Source organism: Kineococcus radiotolerans SRS30216 = ATCC BAA-149, from assembly GCF_000017305.1.
GTDB lineage: Bacteria > Actinomycetota > Actinomycetes > Actinomycetales > Kineococcaceae > Kineococcus > Kineococcus radiotolerans.
This window is the reverse complement of sequence record NC_009664.2, coordinates 4348427-4369774: the sequence shown is the minus strand read 5'-3', so window position 1 is coordinate 4369774 and position 21348 is coordinate 4348427. Positions and strand designations below refer to the sequence as shown.

The following is a 21348-nucleotide window of genomic DNA, read 5'->3' as shown; positions in this document are numbered from 1 at the left end:
GCACAGTGCACGAACCGCAGCACCGACGCAGCAGCTTCGGCACACCCGTGATCCATTGCCTCAACCTGCCACGGCCAGCCCCTCCCTGTCAGCGGTTGACCCCGCACAGTCATCCAGCGGGCCGGGCTGTATCGACTGAGGCGGGCGACGTCACGGTCCTGGCGATGATTCAGGCGTCGATGTCCAGGCGGCGAGGGCGCCGCGCCCCAGCGCGACTGCCACGATCACCTCGTGAGCACCGAACTGCTGCACCACACCTGGCAGGCCCTGCACGGCAACCCCCACCACCTGACCCGCCTGCGCGTCACCGGCCAAGCCGACCTCCCCTCCCCGCTCCCCGTCGCAGCTCTGGCCGTGGACACCGTCGCGGTGCAACTGCTCGCCGCCGCCGCCCTCGCCGCCCCCGCCGGCGCGTCAGAGCGCGACGGCGACCCAGACCAGCAGGGCGAGGTCGTGGTGAACGCCACCCACGTCGGGATCTCCTTCCGCAGCGAACGCCTCCTGCGCATCAACGGGGCACCCGCCGGCGCCGGGTTCGCGCCCCTGTCCCGCTTCACCCCCGCCGCCGACGGCTGGGTGCGCCTGCACGCCAACTACCCCCACCACGCCACCGCCCTGCACCACGCGCTCGGCTCCGACCCACTACGCACTATCGCCGACATGGGCCGCTTCGAGGTCGAAGACGTCGTCACCGCCGCCGGCGGCATCGCCGCCGCCGTCCGCACCCGGACCGAGTGGGCCACCCATCCCGCCGCCACCGCGGTGGCCGCCGCCCCACTGCTGGACCTGCACCAGGTGCCCCGCTCAACCGCCGGCACCACGAGTCACGCCGCGAGTCACGTCCCGGGTCAGCTCACCCGCCCGCGGTGGCAACCCACACCCCGACCAGTCGTCGGCGACCAGCACTCCCCGGCACGACCGATGCGCGGCCCGCTCCCCGGCCTGCTCCCCGGCCTGCTCGCGGGACTGCGGGTGCTGGACCTCACCCGCGTCATCGCCGGACCCCTGACCACCCGCACCCTGGCCTCCTACGGCGCCGACGTCCTCCGCATCGACCACCCCCACCTACCCGAAGACCACGCCACCTGGCTGGAGACCGGCCCCGGCAAACGCTGCACCACCCTCGACCTCACCCAGCGCAACGACCGCCACCGCTTCGACCAACTACTGGCCGAGGCGGATGTCCTCGTCCACGGCTACCGTCCCGGCGCCCTGGCCCGCCACGGCCTCGACGAGGCCACCCTCGCCCGCGAGCACCCGCACCTGGTCGTCGCCTCACTCTCCGCCTGGGGCGTCACCGGCCCCTGGGGGAACCGTCGCGGGTTCGACTCCACCGTCCAAGCCGCCACCGGCATCGCCCACCTCACCCGCACCGTCGACAAGACCGGAGAGCGCGCGACCGGGGACCGGGGACCGGGCGACCCCACGAGCACTCCAACAGCCCCGATCCCTCACGGTTGGCGGCCGGGGGTGCTACCGGCGCAAGCTCTCGACCACGGCAGCGGACACCTGCTGGCCGCCGCAGTCCTGCGCGCTCTCGACCTCACCCGACGACACGGTGGCCCCTGGCACGCCCAGCTCAGCCTGGCGGGACTGGCGCAGCGGTTGCTCCCCGACCTCCAGCCCACCGCCCCGAGGATGCCCACCTCGCAGGTGCTCGCCCAACCGACAGACCCGCAGGACAGCGATCAGGCGAAGTACCTGGTGAACGTGCCCAGCGACGCGGGCACCCTCACCCTCGTCACCCCACCCGGCTCACCAGCATGGGCGGCAGGACCTCGCCACACGCCCCCCGCGGCCACCACCTGGTGGAGGTGAGCTTTCGCAACGACAACCGGCGCACCACGCGAAGCCACCATGAGCGACCGTCCGACTTCACCGTCATCCCGCCTTGAGCGCAAGGGCGCGGCCCACATAGCGTGCTGACCATGGACGAAGGATCGGCCTGCTCCAGCAAGCTGACTCTTCGCCTCGGCGCCTCCAGCGGACCTGCCCGCGCCAGGCCCGGCGACACCACCGACGCCGACGACGAGCACCTGCACACCCTCAAGGACACCGTGGCTCTGCCCGTCGTGACCTCGCTGCTGAGCCAGGAGGAGCTGCAGCAACTCACCCTGCACCGGGGCGTCGACGGCGACCCCGGCGACGTGTGGATCACCGTCACCGCCGCCGGCGAGACGTTCCAGGACCTGCTGAGCTCACCGACGTGGCGCGGCGGCCATCTCGACAGCGAGCAGCACTCCTCCTTCACCGCCCAGGAGTGCGCTCAGCGTCTGGCCAGTCACCTCGAGGACTGGATCGCTGAGAGCCGCTTCGGGTGGGGCCAGCAGCGGATCGCGCGCTACACCCCGCCGCACCCTTGATCGACGTCGCGCGTCGGTGGCGGCCCCACCGCGACCGCCGCGGCTAGGGCGAACCGCTCATCTCAATGCCCTTCGTCATCGTCATCATCGTCGTCATGGACGTCCAGCCACAGCTCCCCCGGCAGGGTGAGCAGTCGAGCAAGGACCGCCCGATCCAGCTCGACAGCATGCTCGGTGGCGTGACTGCCCACGTAGCAGAACCAGTTGGCCCAGTACCCCCGCCCAGCCAGCTCCCACAGCAGCGGCGCGAGGGGCTCCACCTGGTCCAGCACCCGCCGCAAGGACTCCCCCAGCTCCACCGCCTCCGGCGACGAGCTGCTCCGCAGCGACCAGTACGACTGCTCGCGCACATGACCACTGCGACCCCGACCCACGGGGTCACCGGCCTCCGCGGAGCAGGTGGGCTCGATGCCCAACCGGGCGGTGACCGCCGAAGCCGAGCCACCGGACTCTCCGACGAGTCGGAACGTGACCATGGTCCTCACACCACCAAGCTTCGCAGGACCGGTCGGGGTCAGCTCCGCATCCGCCCACTCGCTGCTTGCGCGGAACGCACGGTCATCCCGCGTTGGGCGCGGTCTCAGACTGAGCATGCTGGTGCTGCGCAACTGCTCGCCCCGTCGAGCTGCCTGTGTCCTCCACCGGCAGACCCAGTGAAGATCAGGAGCGAGGGCGTCGGCCCCGCTCTTCACTGACCATGCTGACCGCGTGGACTCCTTCGTAGCTCTACTTGCCTTGGCCGCCTTGACGACAGGCGGCACCACCGTCCTGTTCGCCGTCGTCCTCGCCCTGACCACAGCACCACGGCGACCGGCAGCGGTCCTCCTCGCCCTCACCGGCGCCGTCCTCACCGCTGTCTGGGTCGAGCTGTCCTACCAGGGCGGGGTCCACGCCGATAAGACGGGAACCAGCAGCAACATCCTCGACGACGTCGCCTGGTTGATCGCTGCCGTCGTCCTCAGCGTCACCTCCCTGGTCCTCGGTGCTCGGCACCGCCACCACTCGTCGCTCACGCCGTTGCCGTGACCCTCTCCGCCGTCCAACGGGCAATGACGGCGGCGATGACGTCGACCCCGGCCGTGAACGCCGGCTCGTGGGGGCGACCCAGGAACCCGTGAACGGACTCGGGCAGCACCTGGTGCTCCAGGCGCACGCCCGCGGCGGCCAGGTCCGCGGCGAACAGGTCGCTGGAAGCTCGCATCGCGTCCCGGTCGGCATCCAGCAGCAGCGTCGGCGGGAAGCCGGCCAGGCGGTGCCCACCGGGGAAGGCCGACGGGTTGCCCAGCCGCGAGCGGGATCCGGTGTAGTTGAGGTTCATCGCCGTCATCGGCCAGCGCGTGTGGGTGAAGCGGCGCCGACCCCGCAACCGCGCCCGCAGCGCCCGCGGTCGTGGGGGCAGGCGGGCGTGGAAGAACCCGTAGGCCAAGACGGCGCCGTCCAGGCGCTGGCCCCCGTCCCCGGCCGCGGCAGCCACCGCGGTCCCGGCCGCCAGGCAGGCGCCGGCACTGGCCCCACCCAGCAGCACCGGGCCGGCGGAGGTGGCTCGCACGTGGGTGAGGACTGCGGACAGGTCGTGGACCTGTCCGGGGAAACGTACCCGCGCCACACCGGAGGCCGAGCGGTGCGGGAACGGCCACCGCGTCGAGAGCAGGGGCGCGAGGGGGTAGTCGACGCTCACCACCCGCACGCCGCGTCTGGCCAGGGCTCGGGCGAAGGCGTCGGACTCGGGCTGGTCCAGGCCGCCGGCGAAGAAGGCACCTCCGTGCAGCCACACCAGTGTCGGTGTGGGCGTGCCGATGGGGGCGGGCGGGGGCAGGTAGCAGCGCATCGGGATCGGCCCCCGCGGCCCCGTCACGGCGCGATCGACGGCGGGAGGATCGAGCTGGGACACCCGGGAACGCTACCGATGCAGCCGGCTGAGGGGGCGGGCGGACCTGCCGGTCATCCCGCGATGAGCGCGCGAGCAGGACGGGCCCAGGACCTCGCGGTCGTGGCGAAGACCGAGCAGCCGGCGGTCGATCGACGATCTCGCTCGACAGCCTCAGAGGTAGGGACGAGTCAACAGTTCGATCCCGTGCCCTGCCGGATCCATCACGTAGACACCACGGCCGCCGTGGTCGGTGTTCCAGCGGTCGGGCTGTCGTCGTCGAGGATCAGCCCAGTGCTCGATGCCGCGCTCGACGAGCTTGCCGTAGGCGCGGTCGAAGTGCTCATCGTCCACGAGGAAGGCGTAGTGCTGCATCTGGATCTCCACCGGTGGCTCGGCGAACTGCAGGAGGACGCCTGCCCCGATCAACAGGTTCGTGAACAGCCCCCAGGAGGGAGCGTCTTGAGCTTCGAGGAAGTCGCGGTACCAGGCAGCGGATCGTTCGCGGTCGGTGCTGGCGATGATGGTGTGGTTAAACACGGCAGTCACGGGTGCTCCTGTGCGTGGGGCGGGGATGAGGTGCACGGGAGCGACGGGCCAGTGCCAGATGCACCGGACGAGGAGCCCCCGGGCGGCGGGGAACCGGCCAGACCATCGTCCAGCCGGGAGGTGATTCTCCTTCGTCTCGCCCATCGGGGGCTCCGGGGCAGGGTATCCAGTGCGGGCCCGCCCACGTCAAGGATCCGCTGGACCCGCCGGATCCAAGGCGTGCACGGGGGCGCGTACCGGCGGCGGGGGCGCGCCGGGCCGCACACGTCCGAGGCCCTCCTGTCCACCGTCGCCAGGAGACCAACCTCAGCTCGGCCGTCCCCTGACGTGGGCACCGCCTGCTCAATGCTCGGAGGCGACCTCACGGTCACGCCGCCGCGAAGGACGTCATCGACCTGCGGTCCTGCCAACCAGCGTGGAAGTGCAGGCCGCCGGCGATCCCGTGGTTGACGGCACCCGCGAGCAGCGGTGGGAGAACTCCGTGCCTGGAACCACCAAGGGCCCCACGTCCTGCTTCCCCGCCGTCGAAGCCGAGTACGGACATCCCATCGAACACTGGCAGCAACTGCTGCGTGAGCACCGCGCTGAGCACCCTGACTCCCGCCACGTGCAACGAGTCGCTCGGCTCGAGAGCGAGTACGGCATGGGGCACGGGCACGGCAACGCGCTGGCGGCTGCACTCATCTGTCGAGAACCGCGCACTCGACGCAGGAGTAAGACCGTTGAGCCCATCGGGTGACCAGCAGGCCGTCAGCGACGCTGCGAGGTAGACACGGGGCACGGGAACGAGCGGCGACTCTCTCCTTCTGCCGGTTCGGCTGGGGCTGGTCCTCGTCATCGTGGTGGTTGCTCTCGTCATCCACCGGAGGCAGCGGAAGTGGTGAAGCAGCTCGGCCCGGTCCCGCGGCGCGAGGGACAGCGACGACGCTGAGGGGCGTCCCCGTGGCCGTGATCGGGGTCGTCCTCGTCCTGCTGGGGTTGGCCGGGCGGCCGGGCTCCTGGACGAGTCCCGCTCCAAGCTCCACCGAGACCACCAGGACCGAGAGCCAGCCGCAGGCCGCCACTGCTCCTACCCGCGAGGCGGAGGGATTGTGATGATGGCGAGGCGCGACCTTCCTCCACGCAGGGCTGACCAACAGCTAGCAACTCCGCTGTGCTCAACTGCCGCGGGTCAGGCGACGAGCCCACCGCGCGGTCATCCCGCAGATCGTGCGCGGCCAACGACTGCACGACACGTCAACCGGCGGGCGGCACACAGGTGTGTCCCCGGCTACGACGCGACACGACTCGGGCAACCGTCACAGTCGGCGCCACCCGTGCGCGACGTGCCGCGTCACGCTGTCGAAGCTGTACCAACTGCCCTGCCCCGGCTGGTCGAAGCGCCGCTCGATCGCCACCCCCCGCAGCGCGCACTGCAGCAACGTGCCCACACCACCATGCGTGGCGATCACCACACCGCCGTCCTCGGGGGCAGTGGCGACCAGCCGCGCCCGCTCCAGGATCCGCTCCACCGCCCCCACGATCCGCCGCTGCGCATCGACGGCCGTCTCCCACCCCTGCACGCTGCGCTCAGGCTCGGCGAAGAAGGCATCAGCCAGCTCCTCGAACCGCTCCGGCGGCACGAACCCCGTCGCGCTGCGGTCGTTCTCCCCCAGATCCTCCTCGACGTGCACGGTGCACCCGCTGACCTCGGCCACCACCTGCGCCGTCTGCACCGCCTTGCGCTCGGCGCTGGAAGCCACGAACGAGGCCGAACGCGCCCACGGCATCGCCAGCAGCCGCCGCAGCCGCTCATACCCGGCCGGCGACAAGCCCCACTGCGGCACCGGGACGCCCGGGTCGATGAGCACCTCGGGGTGGGAGACCACGTGGACGATCACGTCGGCAGCCTGCCAGGACAGCGAGCGGCCCGTACCGCATCGATACCTCGACACGCACGCTCATCCCGCGATCCGGGCGCGATCGCGCGCGCGGGCGATCTCGCGGCCATGACGGTGATTGCGCGGCCGCGCTCCGGCCGAGCGGGCCAGGACGGCGGGGTGCGGGACACGTGGCAGGAGGGGATGAAGCACTGGAACCCGCAGCGGTGGGGGCAGTGGTTCGGCGAGCACAAGCGGCGGAGACTGGCGGAGCGGGAGCGATCACGACGAGGGGCTGCAGAGCGGAGGCTGCGGATCGAGCCGAGGTGGACGCCGTCGGGCGATCCGGAGCGGGACGCCCAACAGCGTTCGGAGCTGTGGCATCAAGACCGTCCAGAACGTCCCCGGAGCGTCCGGTACGAGTGGGAGGAGCAGCAGGCGCTGCGCCGGCAAGAGGTGCTCACCTACCCCACGCTGCCCGTGCGCCACCCCGCCGACCTGCGACGCCCCGAGGGCGCGCCCGATCATCAAGACCCGCTGACCGTCGGCTCCGGCCCTGCCGGGGAGGCGCTGGCCTTATGGGGGAAGACCAGCGAAAGGGCGACGCACCTCAGCCACGACGACCGCGATGGTCAGCTCAGCGCGAGCACGCCGTGGGAGACGAGTCGGGCCGGCTGGTGCGCACCATCGACGTCGGTCGAGGCGTCACCCGGGTGCTCAGCACCATCCAGGGCCAGGTGCGGATCGGCTAGGGCGAGGAGTCCGTGCGTGAAGAACACCTCCGCAAGCACGGCTCGGTCCACTTCGGCACCGATCTGAACCCCGAGTGGCGCCACCCGATGAACGGGACGACTTCCTCACCGGACATCCACGACTGCATCGTCCTCGACGTCGAGGAGAAGGCGGCGTGGGCGTACAGCCACGACGCCTTCCACCTCATCAGCGCCGAGGGCCGGCAAGCTCACGACCACGGCCGCGTCCCGGCCGACTTCGCCCGGGCGGTGCTCGTAGCCGGTAACCGCACGGAGCCGACAAGAGCGTCCTCGCCGATGAGCTCACCACCGCCCTGCGCACCCGAGGCCGCCCCGTGATCCACGCCTCCATCGACGGCTTCCACCACCCTCGCGCCCTGCGCCACGCCCGTGGTTCCCGCGACCCCGAAGGTTTCTACCGCGACTCCTACGACCTCGCTGCCCTCCAGGAGCACCTGCTCGACCCCTTCGCCCCCGGCGGCCACGGCCAGTACCGCACCCGCGTCTTCGACGCCCGCACCGACACCCCTGACGTCGCCGAGCAGCAGCAGGCCGCGCCCGGCACCGTCCTCATCGTCGACGGGATCTTCCTGCACCGCCCCGAGCTGCGCGGGTACTGGACGTGGTCGCTGTGGCTGGACGTCGAGCGGGCCACCACCTTGCAACGCTGCGTCGCCCGCGACGGCTCCGGTTCACCCGCCCCAGCAGACGCCTCCAACCGCCGCTACGTCGAAGGTCAGCAGCTGTACCTGGACGACGCCGCACCGCAGCAGCAGGCCACCCACGTCGTGGACGACAACGACCTGACCCGCCCGGTCCCGCTGCGCTGACCGGACACTGCGGCGAGCTTCCTGCACACGTCTGCCGACCTCACGGTCATCCCGCAGTGCGCACCGCCTACAGCAGCAGCACGCAACACGACTGCCATGAGGACCCCAGGAGGAGAGGACATACCGATCGGTGCAGGTGCGTTCTTCGTGACAGTGCTCCTGAGGATCCTGGCCGCGGCGGCACGACCTGGAGAACGCCGGCCGCCGCCTGCCCATCGTCGGCCGCCGCTTCGACCCGCACCAGCACAAGCAACCCTGGGCTACAGCTGGTGGGCCTCGCTGCCGAGATGGGCAGAGCGCACGCGCACTTCCTGGACGCAGCGCCCGGCAGGAGGTGCAGCAGATGATCATCCGTGTGAGCCGACGCGCCCTCGTCGCGATGCCCATCGTCCTCGCGACGATCGCGGTCGCCGGCTATCTCACCGTCTCGTCTGGACCCTCCGGTACCCGCACGGTGAACCTGCCGCCGACCTTCATGGGCCTGAACACCTCTCCCCACAACGATGCCTCCCTCCTGCAGAGCATCTCGGAGAGTCTCGGTGGCGCTCCCACGGCGCTCACCAGCTACGGTGCACCCGGTACCACGATGCTCAACGTCGTCGCGACGAGGACCGACATGACCGGCAAGGTCGACCTGCACCTGCTCGGCGACAGCGGCCGCTCGATCGGCGGCACGCGCTGCACCCGCAACGTCGTCCTGCGAGGAGCTGACGAGGACGTGGACACCCCGGGAACCCCGCTGAGCGGCAAGGTGCTGTGCTGGCGGACCTCCGAGCAGCTCAGCATCTCAGCCTTCGTGCTCACCAGACCTCCCGCGGAGGAAGACGTGGCGGCCGCGGTCGATGCCCTCTGGCTCACGCTGGACTGACGCGGGTGGTGGGGCCACGCCTCACTCGGGTGCGGTCGTGAACGGCTGACGACCTCGCCGTCGCACCGATGACCACAAGTGCGCCGGGCACCGCGAAGCAGCCGCTTCGACGTGAGTTTCAGGCCCTCGACTCCACCGCCGGAACGATCCAGCTGGTCGGCCCCGCCGACATCACCGACGGGCGCCGCACCGTCCACCATCACCGGCTCCTCACCACGGTTCCAGCCAGGGCAGGAGAGCAGAACCGTCATCCAGCCTCAGCGGCAACGCGTCAGGACCCGGTCATCCCGCGGTGTGCGACGTCACGGTCATCCCGCGATCCGGGCGGACGTCGACGGCTGGCGACCTCACGGTCCTGTCGGCGAGCGAGCGCAATCCACGCATGAGGATCACCCGCACGTCGTCGATGAGCGGGCGAACACGAACCGTGCCGATGAACCGCGCAGACCTCACGGTGCCCCTGAAACGGATACGGATTGATCAGTTCCGTTTAGTGGTAGGGTCACGGCATGGCCCCGAGCAGTTCCACCTCCACCCGCGCCCCCCGCGCCGACGCCGAGCGGAACCGCCGGCGCGTCCTGGACGCCGCGACGAGGGTGTTCGCCGACGTGGGCGCGGACGCGACGCTCAACGACGTCGCCCGCGCCGCCGGCGTCGGGGTGGCCACCGTCTACCGCAAGTTCCCCGACAAGACCGCCCTCCTCGACGCCCTGGTGGAGGACAAGGTCGAGGCCCTGGTGCGGCTCGTCGAGGCTGCGCCCGCCCAGCGCGGCCCCGGGGAGGCCTTTCGCGACTTCCTGCTGGCGCTCATGGAGCAACGCGCCGGTGACCGGGGCCTGGAGGTGGTCCTCACCTCACCCACCGGCCGCAGCCACTTCACCGCCGAACTGCAGCGCCGACTGCTTCCCGGCGTCGACGACCTGATCGACCGCGCCGTCCGGGCCGGGCAGCTGCGTCCTGGCTTGAGTTCGCACGAGGTGTGCCTGCTCGCCTTCATGGTCGGGAAGGTCGCTGACGTCACCCGCTCCGACGACCCCCGCGTGTGGCGTCGGTACGCCCAACTCCTCATCGACGGAACCCGCCCCTCGCACGATGTCGAAGCGTTGACCCCACGACCGCTCTCCTTCGACGCGACCACCGCGGCGCTCGGCCGTTCCGTCTGAGCGTCTCCTTCGACCGGAACCGGTGCACCAGCATGCCTTCCTCCACCCCGCCCCTGGACATGCCCGTCGAGACCCTGCGGGCCACCGGCACCGCTCGCCTGCCCTACCAGCAGAACGTCCTGCTGCGTTCCTTCGTGCTGCAGCGACCTGCAGGCAACGTCGTGGTCTACAACTCCCCCGGCATCACCGCCGCCGCCGAGGCGATCGCCGACCTCGGCGGGGTGTCGCGGCTGTTGCTCAACCATGCGCACGAGGCGATGTACGGCGACCCGCCCGTGGATGCGCCCGTGCACGTGCACGAACGTGACCTCGCCGAGGCAGCCCGCTCGATGCGCATCACCGCCACCTTCGATCACCGCCAGGTGCTGGACGACGACCTGGAGATCATCCCCACACCGGGGCACACACCCGGCACGACCAGCTACCTGTGGGACAGCGGCGTGCACCGCTTCCTGTTCACCGGGGACTTCCTGTGGATCGAAGAGGGAGAGTGGAAGGCCGTGTTGCTGGATCCGGGATCGCGACAGGACTACCTGGACAGCCTGGCCCTCGTCCGCGACCTCGACTTCGACGTCCTGGTGCCCTGGGGCACCACCGAAGGCGGGCCCTGCTTCGCCACGACGACCACCGCGGAAACCCGTGAACGCATCGACACCATCTCCGCACGACTGCGCCGCGGCGGTCACCGCTGACCCCAACCGGCACCCGTCACAGTCTTGCGTGACGTGCGGTCATCCTGCTGGTCATGACGTCGACGACCTGGTGCGACGACGGATGCCGCCTACGGTGAAGCCGTGAGCGGTGAACCGGCCTGCACCAGCACCCACCCCCCACCGATCCAGGATCCTGCCTCTTCCCCGACACGTTCGTCTCACCAGGCACGGAACCCACCAGGGGAAAACGCCTGACCGAGTTCGTTCCGGTGTCGCCCGAGCGGTTCGATCCACTGGGGCCGGGATGGTTGCCGATCGCGGCGAACCATCCGAGCGGGGGATCCCGGGCTTCAACCTCGGAAGCACTCGAATCAACCCCGACCTCCTGCAGGTCAGACTCTTCCGCCACACCTGCCTCCAGCACCTCGTCAACCTCGGCACCGACATCTCCCTGGTCCAGGAACTCGCGACCACACCAACGTGCAGGCCACGATCGACTCCTACGTGCGGGTCCAGGACGAGAAGCTTCGCGAAGCCGTCGAGCTGCTCGCCGCGCACCGGCTGAACACTCACGGGCGACCAGCGACCAGGGGGCTGCTGGCCAGTGCGCCGGCCCGGGACATCGGGACGAACAACTGCTCCCGACCCGCAGGTCCTCGCCCTGGGCCGGGAGGGCTGCGAGTACGACCGCATGTGCTTCAGTTGCGATCACTTCGCCGCTGACCCCAGCAACATCGCCGACATCAAGACCGAGATCCACACCTGCTCGATTACCCTGCAACGCCTACTGATCGAAGGTGACAGCGACCTCGAGCCCCACCACGTCGCGGTTCTGAGCGCCCGCCGGGACGGGTGGCGGCGCATGCTCACGCTCCTGAGCGCTCATCTGGACGCCTTGACCCCGGTCGAGCGTGACTTCCGCACACGAGTCCGCACCGGTGGCCTCAACCTCGGAGGCGGCGCGACCACCTCCGGTCCGGCGGTGCTCTCGTGAGCCCGGACACGCCCACTGGCGTCAACCCAACACGAAGGGCGACGGCAGGCGGCCAGAACCCGAGCCGGGCGATCGCGGCCAAGAAGGAGCAGGCCGCCGCCAACCGCGGCAAGATCACGGCGGCGATCACCGCTCTGCAGCGTGGTGGCCGACCCATCAACGTCCAGTCGGTTGCCCGGGCGGCCGGTGTCCACCCACACACCCTGCGCCGCAGGCCAGACCTCCTCCAGGAGGCCCGGCATCTGCGCGAGAACAGCCATCAACGGCCGCCGATCGACCACGCCGACCCCACTGCGGCGGCCTCCTACAACGCCCTCAAGGCACGCCTTCCTGCTTCGCAGGGCGAGGTCGCTGAGCTCCGGGTCCAGCTGATGAACGGACGCGACACCACCCGCTCCCTGGAGACCACGATCACCACCAGCAACGAGGACCTGACCGCCGCCCGCGAGGTCGCCCGCGACTACCTCCGCGAGCTCGACCAGACCAGAGAGGAGCTGCAGCGCGCCCATCAGAAGCTCACGGGGCTTCGCATTCGAGCCCCCCCCCCGGCGAACGGGGAAGGCGATGTGCGCTAGATCGATCGCGCGCTGACGAGCTGCCAGCTCGTGGCCGGGAGCTTCAGTCGGGGCGGTGGGCCTCATCGTCTGCGGCGCGCTGGAGGCGGTCACCGACTTCGCGCAGCTGCTTGACCTGCGTCTTGGTCAAGGGGTCGAAGACGACCCGGCGCACCGCCTCCACGTGCCCGGGGGCCGCCGCAGCGACCTTCTCCCAGCCATCTTCGGTGAGGGTGGCCAGGGTGTAGCGCCCGTCGGTGGGGTCGGGCCGGCGCGTCAGCCAGCCCTGCTTCTCCAGTCGGCGCGCCAGGTGCGAGAGGCGGGAGAGGGAGCTGTTGACCAGCTCGGCCAGGTCGCTCATGCGCGTGGTGCGCTCCGGCTGCATCGACAGCCACGACAGCACCGCGTACTCGAAGTAGCTCAGGCCCGCGTCCCGTTGCAGCTGGGCATCCAAGACGGCGGGCACCTTCATCAACGCCCCCGCCAGTGCGATCCAGGCCGGCTGCTCCTCGTCGGTGAGCCAGCGCGGCTGGTCGGGGGTGTCCATGCCCCCAGCTTACGTGAAATTTCATGCGATGCCGGGCCAGTTTTACTTGACGTCTCAAGTTGGAGGGGTCTACAGTCGATTGAAGATTCAAGTCGTAGGGCACCCGCCCCGCACCTCACCGCCTGGAGCACCTCATGAACGTCGTCCTGTGGATCGTCGCCGGCCTGCTCGCCCTGGCCTTCCTCGGCGCCGGCCTGATGAAGCTGGCCCAGCCGCGCACCAAGCTCGCCGCCTCCGGCATGGCCTGGGTCGAGGACTCCAGCGACGGCAAGGTCAAGGCCATCGGCGCCCTGGAGGTGCTGGGCGCGCTCGGGCTGATCCTGCCCGCCGCCCTCGGCACCGCGACCATCCTGACCCCCCTCGCTGCGGCCGGTCTGGCGATCGTGATGCTCGGCGCGGTCGTCGTCCACGCCCGCCGCGGGGAGTCCAAGGCCCTGGGCGGCCCCCTCGTCCTGGGCGTGCTGGCCCTGGTCCTGGCGATCCTGCGCTTCGGCCCCTACAGCTTCTGACCCGCTCCTGCTCGGACCGGCTCTCGCTCGGACCGGCTTCTGCCGATCCACCCCCCGACGCCTCACCGCCCCACCGATCCACCGCCTTGCACCTCCCTGCTCTGCACCTCCCCGCCCTGCGCTGACTCTGAAGGAGCCGACCGTGCCCAACCCCTTCGACAACCCCAACCCCGCCGGCGCCTTCGACGACTTCCTGCGCACCGTCGCCCCGGCCGCCAAGACCCGCCACGCCTGGACCCCCGCCGACGGGCCGATGCCGGCGCTCTACCTCAGCCACGGCGCCCCGCCGCTGTTCGACGACCCGCACTGGATCAACCAGCTCTTCGGCTGGGCGCAGAACCTGCCCACCCCCCGCGCGGTCCTCATCGTCTCCGCGCACTGGGAGTCCCAGAGCGCGATGCTCTCCTCCCCGGTCGCAGCGACCCCGCTGGTCTACGACTTCGGCGGCTTCGCCCAGCGCTACTTCGAGATGACCTACGCCACCCCCGACGCCACCACCCTGGCCGCCCAGGTCGCGGCCCTCATGCCCGACACCGAGTCCCTGCACACCTCCGCCACCCGCGGTCTGGACCACGGGGCGTGGGTGCCGCTGAAGGTGATGTACCCCTACGCCGACGTGCCGGTGCTGCAGCTGAGCATGCCCACCCACGACCCGCAGAAGCTGCTCGATCTCGGCCGGCGCCTGCGCCCGCTGCGCGAGCAGGGCGTCCTGGTCATCGGCTCCGGGTACATGACCCACGGCCTGCCCTACATCACCCGCGACATGATCATGTACGGGACCATCCCGGGCTGGTCGAGCGAGTTCGACGCCTGGAGCACCGAGGCCCTGCTGCGCGGCGACATCGACACCCTCGCCGACTACCGCCGCGCCCCGGGCATGCCCTACGCCCACCCCACGGTGGAGCACTTCACCCCGCTGTTCATCACCATGGGCGCAGCCACCGACGCCACCGCCGCGCCGAAGATGATCATCAGCGACTACGCGATGGGCATGGCCAAGCGCTCCTTCCAGGTCGCCTGAACCAGGTCGCCTGAACCGCGACGCCTGACTCGCGGCGCCTGGACCGGCTACGAGGCCAGAGGCACAGCTGGGTCGCAACCAGCAGAACCGCTCGATCCGCCAGGACCGCCCACCACGTCGAGTCCGAGTCGTGGTCCTGACCCCAAGACTCCGTCGCCGTCATCGACGACGGTTCACCGAACACCCGCACCACCCCAACCACGAGGAGACCTCCATGTCCACTGTCACCGTCATCGGCACCGGCAACATGGGCCAGGCCATCGCCGGCCTGGTCACCAAGGGCGGCAACACCGCCGAGGTCATCGCCCACGCCGACACCGACAAGGCCGTCACCGGCGACATCGTCGTCCTGGCCGTCCCCCACGCCGCGGTCGCCGAGATCATCTCCGCCCGCAAGGACCAGCTGGCGGGCAAGGTCGTCGTCGACATCACCAACCCCCTGGACTTCGCCACCTTCTCCCTGACCGTGCCCGCCGACTCCTCCGCGGCCGCGCAGATCGCCGAAGCCCTGCCGGACTCCAAGGTCGTCAAGGCGTTCAACACCAACTTCGGGCCTACCCTGGCCGCCGGCACCGTCGGCGGGCAGACCACCACCGTCGTCCTGGCTGGGGACGACGCCGAGGCCAAGGCCGCCCTGGTCGCGGTCGTCGCCGCCGCCGGGCTCAAGACCGTCGACGCCGGCCCGCTGGCTCGCGCCCGTGAGCTGGAGGCTCTGGCCTACCTGCAGATCGGCCTGGCCGCCAGCGAGCAGATCGGCTGGACCGGCGGCTTCGCCGTCGTCTCCTGACCCCAGCACCACCCCAGCAGCACCCCCACCGGCTGCGCCACCTCGTGAGCGGTGAACATTCCCGCTCACGAGGTGGCCCGCCCGCTCCTGGTCCACCCCGGTGTCCAGACCCACCGCTAGATCACCACCGTTCGGACCCCCCGGAAACGTCGTGAACGCTGCGCGGCCCCGAACCAGCTCGCACCAGGAGAGATCCATGACCACCTACGCCGTCACCGGAGCCACCGGCCACCTCGGCCGCCTCGCCGTCGAGGACCTGCTCACCCGCGGCGTCCCCGCCGCGGACGTGATCGCGATCGTGCGCACCCCCGCCAAGGCCGCCGACCTGGCCGAGCGCGGCGTGCAGGTGCGCGAAGGCGACTACGACCGCCCTGACACCCTCCCCGCCGCCCTGGCCGGGGTGGAACGGCTGCTGCTGGTCTCCGGCAGCGAGATCGGCCGGCGCCTGCCCCAGCACGAAGCCGTCATCACCGCGGCGAAGGCCGCCGGGGTGAGCCGCATCGTCTACACCAGCCTGCTCAAAGCCGACACGACCAGCCTGCCCATCGCCGGGGAGCACGTGGGCACCGAGGCGCTGCTGCGCGAGGCCGGCGTCCCGTTCACCGTGCTGCGCAACGGCTGGTACACCGAGAACTACACCGGACAGCTGAGTCGGTACCTCGGCACCGGAGCGGTCGTGGGCGCCACCGCCGCGGGCCGGATCTCCGCGGCCACCCGCGCCGACTTCGCCGCCGCTGCGGTCAGCGCCCTGGTCGATGGGGCCGAGGCCACCGGCGCAGTGCGCGAGCTGGGTGGGCCCGCGTTCACCTTGGCCGAGCTCGCCGCCACCATCACCGAGGTCACCGGTACCCCCGTGGCTCACCAGGACCTGAGTGGGGAGCAGTACAGCGCGACTCTGCAGCAGGCCAGCCTGGACGAGGGGACCGCGGGGTTCTTCGCCGCCGTCGACGCCGCCATCGCCCACGGTGACCTGCACACCGACAGCGACGCGCTGACCCGCCTGCTGGGCCGACCCGCGACCTCTCTGAGCGATGCGGTCCGCGCCGCCCACACCACGCACACCGCCTGAGCTGCCGCACGGACCTCGCGGTCCACGCGGAAGAAGGCGATGCCCTCCGGCCGCAGGCCGGAGGGCATCCGGCTGCCAGCGGCCCTGGGGTGCGCCCGGGCGATGATCGGCCGGTCGCCGGGAGCGAAGCCGCACGCCCAACCACCACGTCCTCACCGCAAGAACTTTTACTTGACGGTTCAAGTCCTACCGCTTAGAGTCCGATGAAGCTTCAAGTAATCGTCCCCCGCCCTGGAGGTTCCCCGTGACCATCAACACGCCCGCCACGTCCAACGCCGCCGCCGCTGGCGGTGCCCCCGCTGCCCGGCGCTCCGGGCTGGCCCGCACCGGCATCATCGCCGCCACCGTCGTCGCCGCGTCCGCGGTCAACGCCGTCATCGCCCAGATCGCCCTCGCCGCCGGCGCCGATGCCACCTTCACCCCGCTGACCCCCGACGCCTACGTCTTCCTCACCGTCATCGGCGTCCTGCTGGCCCTGGCCGGCTGGGCTGTCGTCCGCCGCACCGCCGCCCGCCCGGCCCGCCTGCTGCGCGTCCTGGTGCCGGTGGTGCTGCTGGTCTCCTTCGTTCCCGACCTGACCACCGCCCCGAACATGGCCGGCTCCACCACCGGCGGCGTCATCGCCCTGGCCCTGATGCACATCACGACCGCCGTCATCGCCGTCGCCGGCTTCCGCCGCGCTCTGCCGGTGCGCTGACCCGCCCCTCGGTCCCGCCGCGGGAAGTCCTCGAGCAGCGCGTCGGCGCAGCAGGCGCGAGGTGCAGGATCCGGTGCGGCTCGCACGGGATCAGCCCGTCACCCACTGCGCGCCACATCGCCTGTCCCCCTCGCTCACCCTGATCGGAGAGTTCCCGTGTCCAGCCCCACCGAACCCGCCGGTACCTCCGAACCCGTCGGTGCCGCTGGGGCAGGTGTTCGTCCCGCCCGGCGACGCGGGCGGGGGGCGAAGCTCGGCTGGGCGATCTTGCTGACCCTGGCCCTGATCGTCGCCGCGGTCGTGGCGGTGCTCACGGTCGGCAGCCTGGTGCCCGGGCTCGGCCTGCTCAGCGCCATCGCCAACCTCCTCGCCGCCACCCTCAGCCCGCAGTTCGCGCTGGCGGGTCTGGTCATCGCCGCCATCGGGGTCATCGCCTGGCGGCGGGGTCTTCGCCGCAGCGGCGGAACCGCCGCAGTCCTCGGCGCCGCCAGCCTGGTCGCCAACGTCGTCGTCGTCGCCGTCATCGTGGGCGCGGTGAGCGACCACGGCGGCTCGGTCAACCTGGCCAAGGCCACGTTCGGCCTCTCCTCCATCAGCGCCCCGGCGCCCGACGAGGTCCGCACCTACGACCGCACGCAGGACGGCGAGGAACTCACCCTCGACATCTTCACCCCCGCCACCCGCGGTGACGATCCTGCATCCGACCTCGCCCCCGCGGTCCTCTACGTCCACGGCGGAGGCTGGAGCCAGGGCAGCGGCACCACCACCGCCGCCGACCACCGCGCACTGGCTGACGCCGGCTACGTCGTCGTCTCGGTCAACTACGAGCTCTCCACCGAGAGCAATCCCACCTGGGACAAGGCCCCGGCGCAGGTGAGCTGCGCAGCGGCGTGGCTGTCCGAGCACGCCACCGAACTCGGCGTCGACATGAACCGCCTCGCCTACTGGGGGGATTCCGCCGGCGGCAACCTGGCCCTGAACGCCGCCTACTCCGCCGCGCAGGGAACGGCTCTGTCCTCGTGCGGTGGCACGGTTCCCGTCCCCGCCGCGGTCGTCACCGACTACCCCGCCGCCGACGTCCGCGCCTCCGCTGCCTCCACCGTTTCTCTCGGCCCCCTCAACGGCGCCGGACTGAGCCAGCAGTACATCGGGGGCACCGCGCAGGAGTTCCCCGAGCGCTACGACGCCGTCAGCACCGCGACCTACCTCTCGCCCCAGGCCCCGCCCACGCTGATCATCGAACCCACCCGCGACACCCTCGTCCCGACCCGCAGCGTGCTCGACTTCGCCGAGCGGGCCCGCGCCGCCGGAGTCGACGTCGAGGTCGCGGAGATCCCGCTGAGCTGGCACATCTACACCCAGATCGCCGCCGATTCCATCGGTAATCAGGCGCACCTGAGCATCGGCATGAACTACCTCCGCGAGCAGCTGGGCTGAGCCGCCGATCGCGTCCGGGCTCAGGGACGCATCCCGGCCCGCACCGCCATCGAGACGAGCTGGGCCCGGTCGCGGGCGCCGACCTTGCTCATGGCGCGGTTGGCGTGGGTCTTCACCGTGAACGGGGAGACGAACATCGCCTCGGCGATCTGCTGGTTGTCCAGTCCGGTCACGATGGCCTCCACGACCTCCCGTTCGCGGGCGGTGAGGGCGGCGAAGAGCTTCAGGGCCTGGGGGTCGTCGGGCACGGAGTTGTCCTCAGCGACGTGGGTGACGACGGCGCTGAGGGCGGTGGGAGACAGAGCGCTTCCCCCGCCGGCGATGTCGAGGATCCCGGCGGTCAGTTCGGTCGGCCCGGCGCCCTTGCTGAGGAAGCCGTCGGCGCCGGCCTTCAGGGCACGCAGGACGTTCTCGTCGTTGTCGAAGGTGGTCAGGACGCAGATCCGCACTTGCGCGCTGCTGCGGGTGGCGCGGATGCGGCGGGTAGCCTCCACCCCGTCGATGCCGGGCATGCGGATGTCCATCAGGACCACGTCGACCGCTGTCGACTCCAGCAGCTTCAGCGCTTCGAGCCCGTCGCCGGCGACAGCAGCCACCTGCAGGTCCGGGTGGGCGCCGATGATCGTGCGCAGTCCCTCCCGGATCATCTCCTGATCGTCGACGATCATGACGCTGATCACCCCACATCTCCTCTCCGCACCGGCAGGTGCGCCCGAACACGGAACACGTCGCCATCGTGCGACACCTCGAGTCGGCCACCGGCGGCGGTGGCGCGCTCACACATGCCGATCAGCCCGTGCCCACCGGAGGACCGGTCCAGCCCCATCCCCCCGATGGCCCCGGTCCCCCAGGTCGGTGGCGGGCCGGTGCGGGCCGACGGGTTGACGACTTCGATGCGGACACCGTCCTCGGCGATGTCCAGCCGCAGCCGCGCACTGCCGGTCCCGTGCTTCTGCACGTTGGTCAAGGCTTCCTGCACGATGCGGTAGGTCGCCGATCCCACCTGCGCAGGCAGAGGCCGGTGCAGGTCGCTGGGATCGCCGAGGTCGGCGGCCAGGTCGAGGCCGGCCGAGCGCGCCACGTCCACGAGCTGCTCGACGCCACTGGCGTCGGGAGTCGGAGTCAGCGTCTGCCCGTCCTCCACCCGCAGCACCTGCAGGATCTGCTGCATCTCGCGCAGCACCTCCTGGATCCCGGTCCGGGCCGCGGCCAGGTCAGCCCGGGCGGCGTCAGCGCCGGCAGGCAACTGCACCTCCGCCGAACCCAGGCGCATGCTGACCACCGCCACGGCGTGCCCGACGCTGTCGTGCAGGTCCCGGGCGATGCGGACCCTCTCCTCGGCGACTCCTTGGCGGACCAGGAGTTCGCGCCCGGTGACGGCGTCGCGGGCACGCTGTTCCAGCGCCTCCCAGTAGCGGTCGTTGCCGCGGATGGCGCTGCCCACCGCAGCGGCGGCCACTGCTGTCAGCGCCGCGACTCCGGGGGTGATGAACGCTTCTCCGGTGAAGGCCCCGATGGACCACCACTGGGCGACGGCGTTGCCGACGGCGCCGATCGCCGCGGTGAGCACCGCAGGGGCGCCGCGGACTGCCACCGAGAAGGCCGTGAACGAGGTGACGGTCCACAAGGTGATCGGTTCACCACCCAGCCCCACCGCCACGGTGGGCGCGATCGCGACCAGCATCAGCCCCGGCAACCACCGTGACCGTGCGACCACGACGCCGACCGCGGCCACCGCGTAGGCCAGGTACCCCCACGACGGGTCGGCCTCCAGGACGAGACCTGCGATCATCGCCGCGACGATCACGAAGAGGGTGATCTTCTCCAGCAGGTGGACGGGCACCAGCCACACCGGCCGCTGGGGGCGGTCCTGGTCCCCGGCGCGCATGCTCATGGTGACGATCCTCCCAGCCACCCGCCGCCCACGACGGCCGCTCTTGCCGGTGCTGTTGCTGGTACTCGCGCTGGTGCTCGCGCTGGTGCTCCCCGCAACGCTCACACCGGGCACGGGCCGGTGAGACCGGGTGAGCACGCTCACCCCTGCCCACCCCGGCGGCCGGCACCTCCACGGTCTCCCACCTGCGTCAGGGGCAGGGCCGCTGTCGGGCTGGACTCCGTGTTCGCGCCGGCAGCGGAGTGCGGATCGTGCCAGCTGAGGCCGTAGGGACGCACCGCCATGTCGGCCAGCAACGGCAGCACGAGCGGATCGTGTCGGGTCCACGCCGCCACCGGGTCCTCGCCGAGGTGGCGCAGTTGCGCCAAGGGCGCAGTGGTGAGGGCTCGCAGCGCCAGCAGCTCCAAGGCGCCGGGCCGGCGCATGATCCGACGCAGGCGGGTGGCGCCGAGGACGAAGTGCAGGCGCGGGGGCAGCCACAGGAGCAGGGCGAGGACCAGCAGGACGGTGGTGGTGACCAGGCCGGCCCAGCGGGCCACGTCCTGCAGGGTGTCGGAGACGGAGCGCGCGGTGCTGGAGAGCTGCTGTGCGCTGTCGGCGACCTGGCTCACCGGTGCTGACAGCCGATCGCCGATCAGCGGAAGGTTACCCACGGACTGCGCGGAGTCGGCGACGTCGTCACCGATCTTCGCCAGGTTCGTGGTGTTCGCCCGCAGGGTTTCCGCCGGTGCGGCCAACGCCTGCTCGACGTGGCGACCGAGCCAGACCGCACCCGCGATCCAGGTCAGCAGGAGCGCGTCGGCGACGAACTGCAGGTTGCGCCGGTGGGCGAGTTCGGCGTAGAAGACGGGCACCTCAGCGCACCCGTTCCTGCGTCGAGGGCTGACGACGGACCACCATTGCCCGCACCTTGGCGGGAGGAGCGTTGAACTGGT

General features: G+C 71.1%; 26 protein-coding genes. 18 read left to right on the top strand and 8 right to left on the bottom strand.

From position 1 onward, the window contains the following. Positions 1-231 precede the first annotated feature (231 nt). A complete protein-coding gene (locus KRAD_RS20865) occupies positions 232-1818 on the top strand; it encodes a CoA transferase (protein WP_012087665.1) in 1587 nt (528 codons plus the stop codon). Between the two features lie 110 nt (positions 1819-1928). Continuing rightward, a complete protein-coding gene (locus KRAD_RS20860) occupies positions 1929-2363 on the top strand; it encodes a hypothetical protein (protein ID WP_012087664.1) in 435 nt (144 codons plus the stop codon). Between the two features lie 62 nt (positions 2364-2425). Here KRAD_RS20860 and KRAD_RS20855 read toward each other — a convergent pair whose 3' ends face one another. Then, positions 2426-2839 (bottom strand): DUF4279 domain-containing protein, encoded by a 414-nt coding sequence (locus KRAD_RS20855; RefSeq protein ID WP_238985865.1) that lies wholly within the window; start codon positions 2837-2839, stop codon positions 2426-2428. 232 nt (positions 2840-3071) lie between these two features. Here KRAD_RS20855 and KRAD_RS20850 point away from each other — a divergent pair, with 232 nt between their 5' ends. After that, positions 3072-3389, top strand: a complete 318-nt coding sequence (locus KRAD_RS20850) for a hypothetical protein (protein WP_041292292.1) — start codon at positions 3072-3074, stop codon at positions 3387-3389. Here the strand turns inward: KRAD_RS20850 and KRAD_RS20845 are convergent. Continuing rightward, positions 3373-4254: an alpha/beta hydrolase gene (locus KRAD_RS20845; protein WP_041292291.1), complete on the bottom strand. Its 882-nt coding sequence runs from the start codon at positions 4252-4254 to the stop codon at positions 3373-3375. The two genes, KRAD_RS20850 and KRAD_RS20845, sit on opposite strands and share 17 nt — an antisense overlap. Positions 4255-4404: 150 nt before the next feature. After that, positions 4405-4779: a VOC family protein gene (locus KRAD_RS20840; RefSeq protein ID WP_012087661.1), complete on the bottom strand. Its 375-nt coding sequence runs from the start codon at positions 4777-4779 to the stop codon at positions 4405-4407. 169 nt (positions 4780-4948) lie between these two features. On the opposite strand from KRAD_RS20840, the gene KRAD_RS27770 reads away from it, so the two are divergent. After that, the gene (locus tag KRAD_RS27770; RefSeq protein WP_012087660.1) at positions 4949-5518 is read left to right on the top strand and encodes a DUF4287 domain-containing protein; all 570 of its coding nucleotides are present in this window, start codon (positions 4949-4951) and stop codon (positions 5516-5518) included. A 203-nt stretch (positions 5519-5721) separates the two neighbouring features. After that, positions 5722-5874, top strand: a complete 153-nt coding sequence (locus KRAD_RS26190) for a hypothetical protein (protein ID WP_157873681.1) — start codon at positions 5722-5724, stop codon at positions 5872-5874. 203 nt (positions 5875-6077) lie between these two features. Here KRAD_RS26190 and KRAD_RS20830 read toward each other — a convergent pair whose 3' ends face one another. Next, positions 6078-6656 (bottom strand): histidine phosphatase family protein, encoded by a 579-nt coding sequence (locus KRAD_RS20830; protein WP_420812244.1) that lies wholly within the window; start codon positions 6654-6656, stop codon positions 6078-6080. 746 nt (positions 6657-7402) lie between these two features. Between KRAD_RS20830 and KRAD_RS20825 the strand changes: the two genes are divergently transcribed. From KRAD_RS20825 to KRAD_RS20795, 7 genes are all read left to right on the top strand, one after another. Then, positions 7403-7729 (top strand): hypothetical protein, encoded by a 327-nt coding sequence (locus KRAD_RS20825; RefSeq protein ID WP_041292289.1) that lies wholly within the window; start codon positions 7403-7405, stop codon positions 7727-7729. After that, positions 7726-8220 (top strand): nucleoside/nucleotide kinase family protein, encoded by a 495-nt coding sequence (locus KRAD_RS20820; RefSeq protein WP_012087654.1) that lies wholly within the window; start codon positions 7726-7728, stop codon positions 8218-8220. The genes KRAD_RS20825 and KRAD_RS20820 overlap by 4 nt, the downstream gene beginning before the upstream one ends. Before the next feature lie 355 nt (positions 8221-8575). Then, positions 8576-9088, top strand: coding sequence for a hypothetical protein (locus KRAD_RS20815; protein WP_157873680.1), 513 nt, complete (start codon positions 8576-8578; stop codon positions 9086-9088). 509 nt (positions 9089-9597) lie between these two features. After that, positions 9598-10251 carry a TetR/AcrR family transcriptional regulator gene (locus tag KRAD_RS20810; protein ID WP_012087649.1) on the top strand — a complete coding sequence of 218 codons (654 nt, stop codon included), beginning with the start codon at positions 9598-9600 and terminating at the stop codon, positions 10249-10251. Between the two features lie 32 nt (positions 10252-10283). Beyond that, positions 10284-10943 (top strand): MBL fold metallo-hydrolase, encoded by a 660-nt coding sequence (locus KRAD_RS20805; protein ID WP_012087648.1) that lies wholly within the window; start codon positions 10284-10286, stop codon positions 10941-10943. Between the two features lie 652 nt (positions 10944-11595). Beyond that, entirely contained in the window at positions 11596-11898 is a 303-nt protein-coding gene (locus KRAD_RS20800) for a hypothetical protein (RefSeq protein WP_041292287.1), read from the top strand. Then, positions 11895-12473 (top strand): hypothetical protein, encoded by a 579-nt coding sequence (locus tag KRAD_RS20795; RefSeq protein ID WP_012087646.1) that lies wholly within the window; start codon positions 11895-11897, stop codon positions 12471-12473. The genes KRAD_RS20800 and KRAD_RS20795 overlap by 4 nt, the downstream gene beginning before the upstream one ends. A gap of 43 nt (positions 12474-12516) precedes the next feature. Here the strand turns inward: KRAD_RS20795 and KRAD_RS20790 are convergent, their stop codons facing one another. Beyond that, on the bottom strand, positions 12517-12999 hold the full coding sequence (locus KRAD_RS20790; RefSeq protein WP_012087645.1) for a MarR family winged helix-turn-helix transcriptional regulator: 483 nt from the start codon (positions 12997-12999) through the stop codon (positions 12517-12519). A gap of 134 nt (positions 13000-13133) precedes the next feature. On the opposite strand from KRAD_RS20790, the gene KRAD_RS20785 reads away from it, so the two are divergent. The 6 genes from KRAD_RS20785 to KRAD_RS20760 all read left to right on the top strand — a co-directional run bounded on the left by KRAD_RS20785 (position 13134) and on the right by KRAD_RS20760 (position 18519). Next, positions 13134-13508, top strand: a complete 375-nt coding sequence (locus KRAD_RS20785) for a DoxX family protein (protein ID WP_012087644.1) — start codon at positions 13134-13136, stop codon at positions 13506-13508. Between the two features lie 142 nt (positions 13509-13650). Next, entirely contained in the window at positions 13651-14529 is an 879-nt protein-coding gene (locus KRAD_RS20780; protein ID WP_041292286.1) for a dioxygenase family protein, read from the top strand. A gap of 214 nt (positions 14530-14743) precedes the next feature. Then, positions 14744-15316 (top strand): NADPH-dependent F420 reductase, encoded by a 573-nt coding sequence (locus KRAD_RS27715; RefSeq protein ID WP_012087640.1) that lies wholly within the window; start codon positions 14744-14746, stop codon positions 15314-15316. Positions 15317-15512: 196 nt separating this feature from the next. Further along, complete coding sequence (locus KRAD_RS20770) at positions 15513-16385, top strand: SDR family oxidoreductase (protein WP_012087639.1); 873 nt, start codon at positions 15513-15515, stop codon at positions 16383-16385. Between the two features lie 244 nt (positions 16386-16629). Beyond that, positions 16630-17082: a DUF6069 family protein gene (locus KRAD_RS20765; protein WP_012087638.1), complete on the top strand. Its 453-nt coding sequence runs from the start codon at positions 16630-16632 to the stop codon at positions 17080-17082. Positions 17083-17238: 156 nt separating this feature from the next. After that, complete coding sequence (locus KRAD_RS20760) at positions 17239-18519, top strand: alpha/beta hydrolase (protein ID WP_012087637.1); 1281 nt, start codon at positions 17239-17241, stop codon at positions 18517-18519. Between the two features lie 20 nt (positions 18520-18539). On the opposite strand, the gene KRAD_RS20755 is transcribed toward KRAD_RS20760, so the two are convergent. The 3 genes from KRAD_RS20755 to KRAD_RS25760 form a co-directional block, all read right to left on the bottom strand. After that, positions 18540-19199 (bottom strand): response regulator transcription factor, encoded by a 660-nt coding sequence (locus KRAD_RS20755; RefSeq protein ID WP_157873679.1) that lies wholly within the window; start codon positions 19197-19199, stop codon positions 18540-18542. After that, a complete protein-coding gene (locus KRAD_RS20750) occupies positions 19196-20413 on the bottom strand; it encodes a sensor histidine kinase (protein WP_049821329.1) in 1218 nt (405 codons plus the stop codon). Before KRAD_RS20750 ends, KRAD_RS20755 begins: the two co-directional genes overlap by 4 nt. Before the next feature lie 140 nt (positions 20414-20553). Further along, the gene (locus tag KRAD_RS25760; protein WP_012087634.1) at positions 20554-21267 is read right to left on the bottom strand and encodes a hypothetical protein; all 714 of its coding nucleotides are present in this window, start codon (positions 21265-21267) and stop codon (positions 20554-20556) included. Positions 21268-21348: the final 81 nt, after the last annotated feature.

Excerpts from the sequence above, each read along its gene's own strand:
- KRAD_RS20860 (WP_012087664.1), top strand. The coding sequence starts at position 1,929 with ATGGACGAAGGATCGGCCTGCTCCAGCAAGCTGACTCTTCGCCTCGGC.
- KRAD_RS20855 (WP_238985865.1), bottom strand. The coding sequence starts at position 2,839 with ATGGTCACGTTCCGACTCGTCGGAGAGTCCGGTGGCTCGGCTTCGGCG.
- KRAD_RS20810 (WP_012087649.1), top strand. The coding sequence starts at position 9,598 with ATGGCCCCGAGCAGTTCCACCTCCACCCGCGCCCCCCGCGCCGACGCC.
- KRAD_RS20805 (WP_012087648.1), top strand. The coding sequence starts at position 10,284 with ATGCCTTCCTCCACCCCGCCCCTGGACATGCCCGTCGAGACCCTGCGG.
- KRAD_RS20800 (WP_041292287.1), top strand. The coding sequence starts at position 11,596 with ATGTGCTTCAGTTGCGATCACTTCGCCGCTGACCCCAGCAACATCGCC.
- KRAD_RS20790 (WP_012087645.1), bottom strand. The coding sequence starts at position 12,999 with ATGGACACCCCCGACCAGCCGCGCTGGCTCACCGACGAGGAGCAGCCG.
- KRAD_RS20785 (WP_012087644.1), top strand. The coding sequence starts at position 13,134 with ATGAACGTCGTCCTGTGGATCGTCGCCGGCCTGCTCGCCCTGGCCTTC.
- KRAD_RS27715 (WP_012087640.1), top strand. The coding sequence starts at position 14,744 with ATGTCCACTGTCACCGTCATCGGCACCGGCAACATGGGCCAGGCCATC.
- KRAD_RS20770 (WP_012087639.1), top strand. The coding sequence starts at position 15,513 with ATGACCACCTACGCCGTCACCGGAGCCACCGGCCACCTCGGCCGCCTC.
- KRAD_RS20750 (WP_049821329.1), bottom strand. The coding sequence starts at position 20,413 with ATGAGCATGCGCGCCGGGGACCAGGACCGCCCCCAGCGGCCGGTGTGG.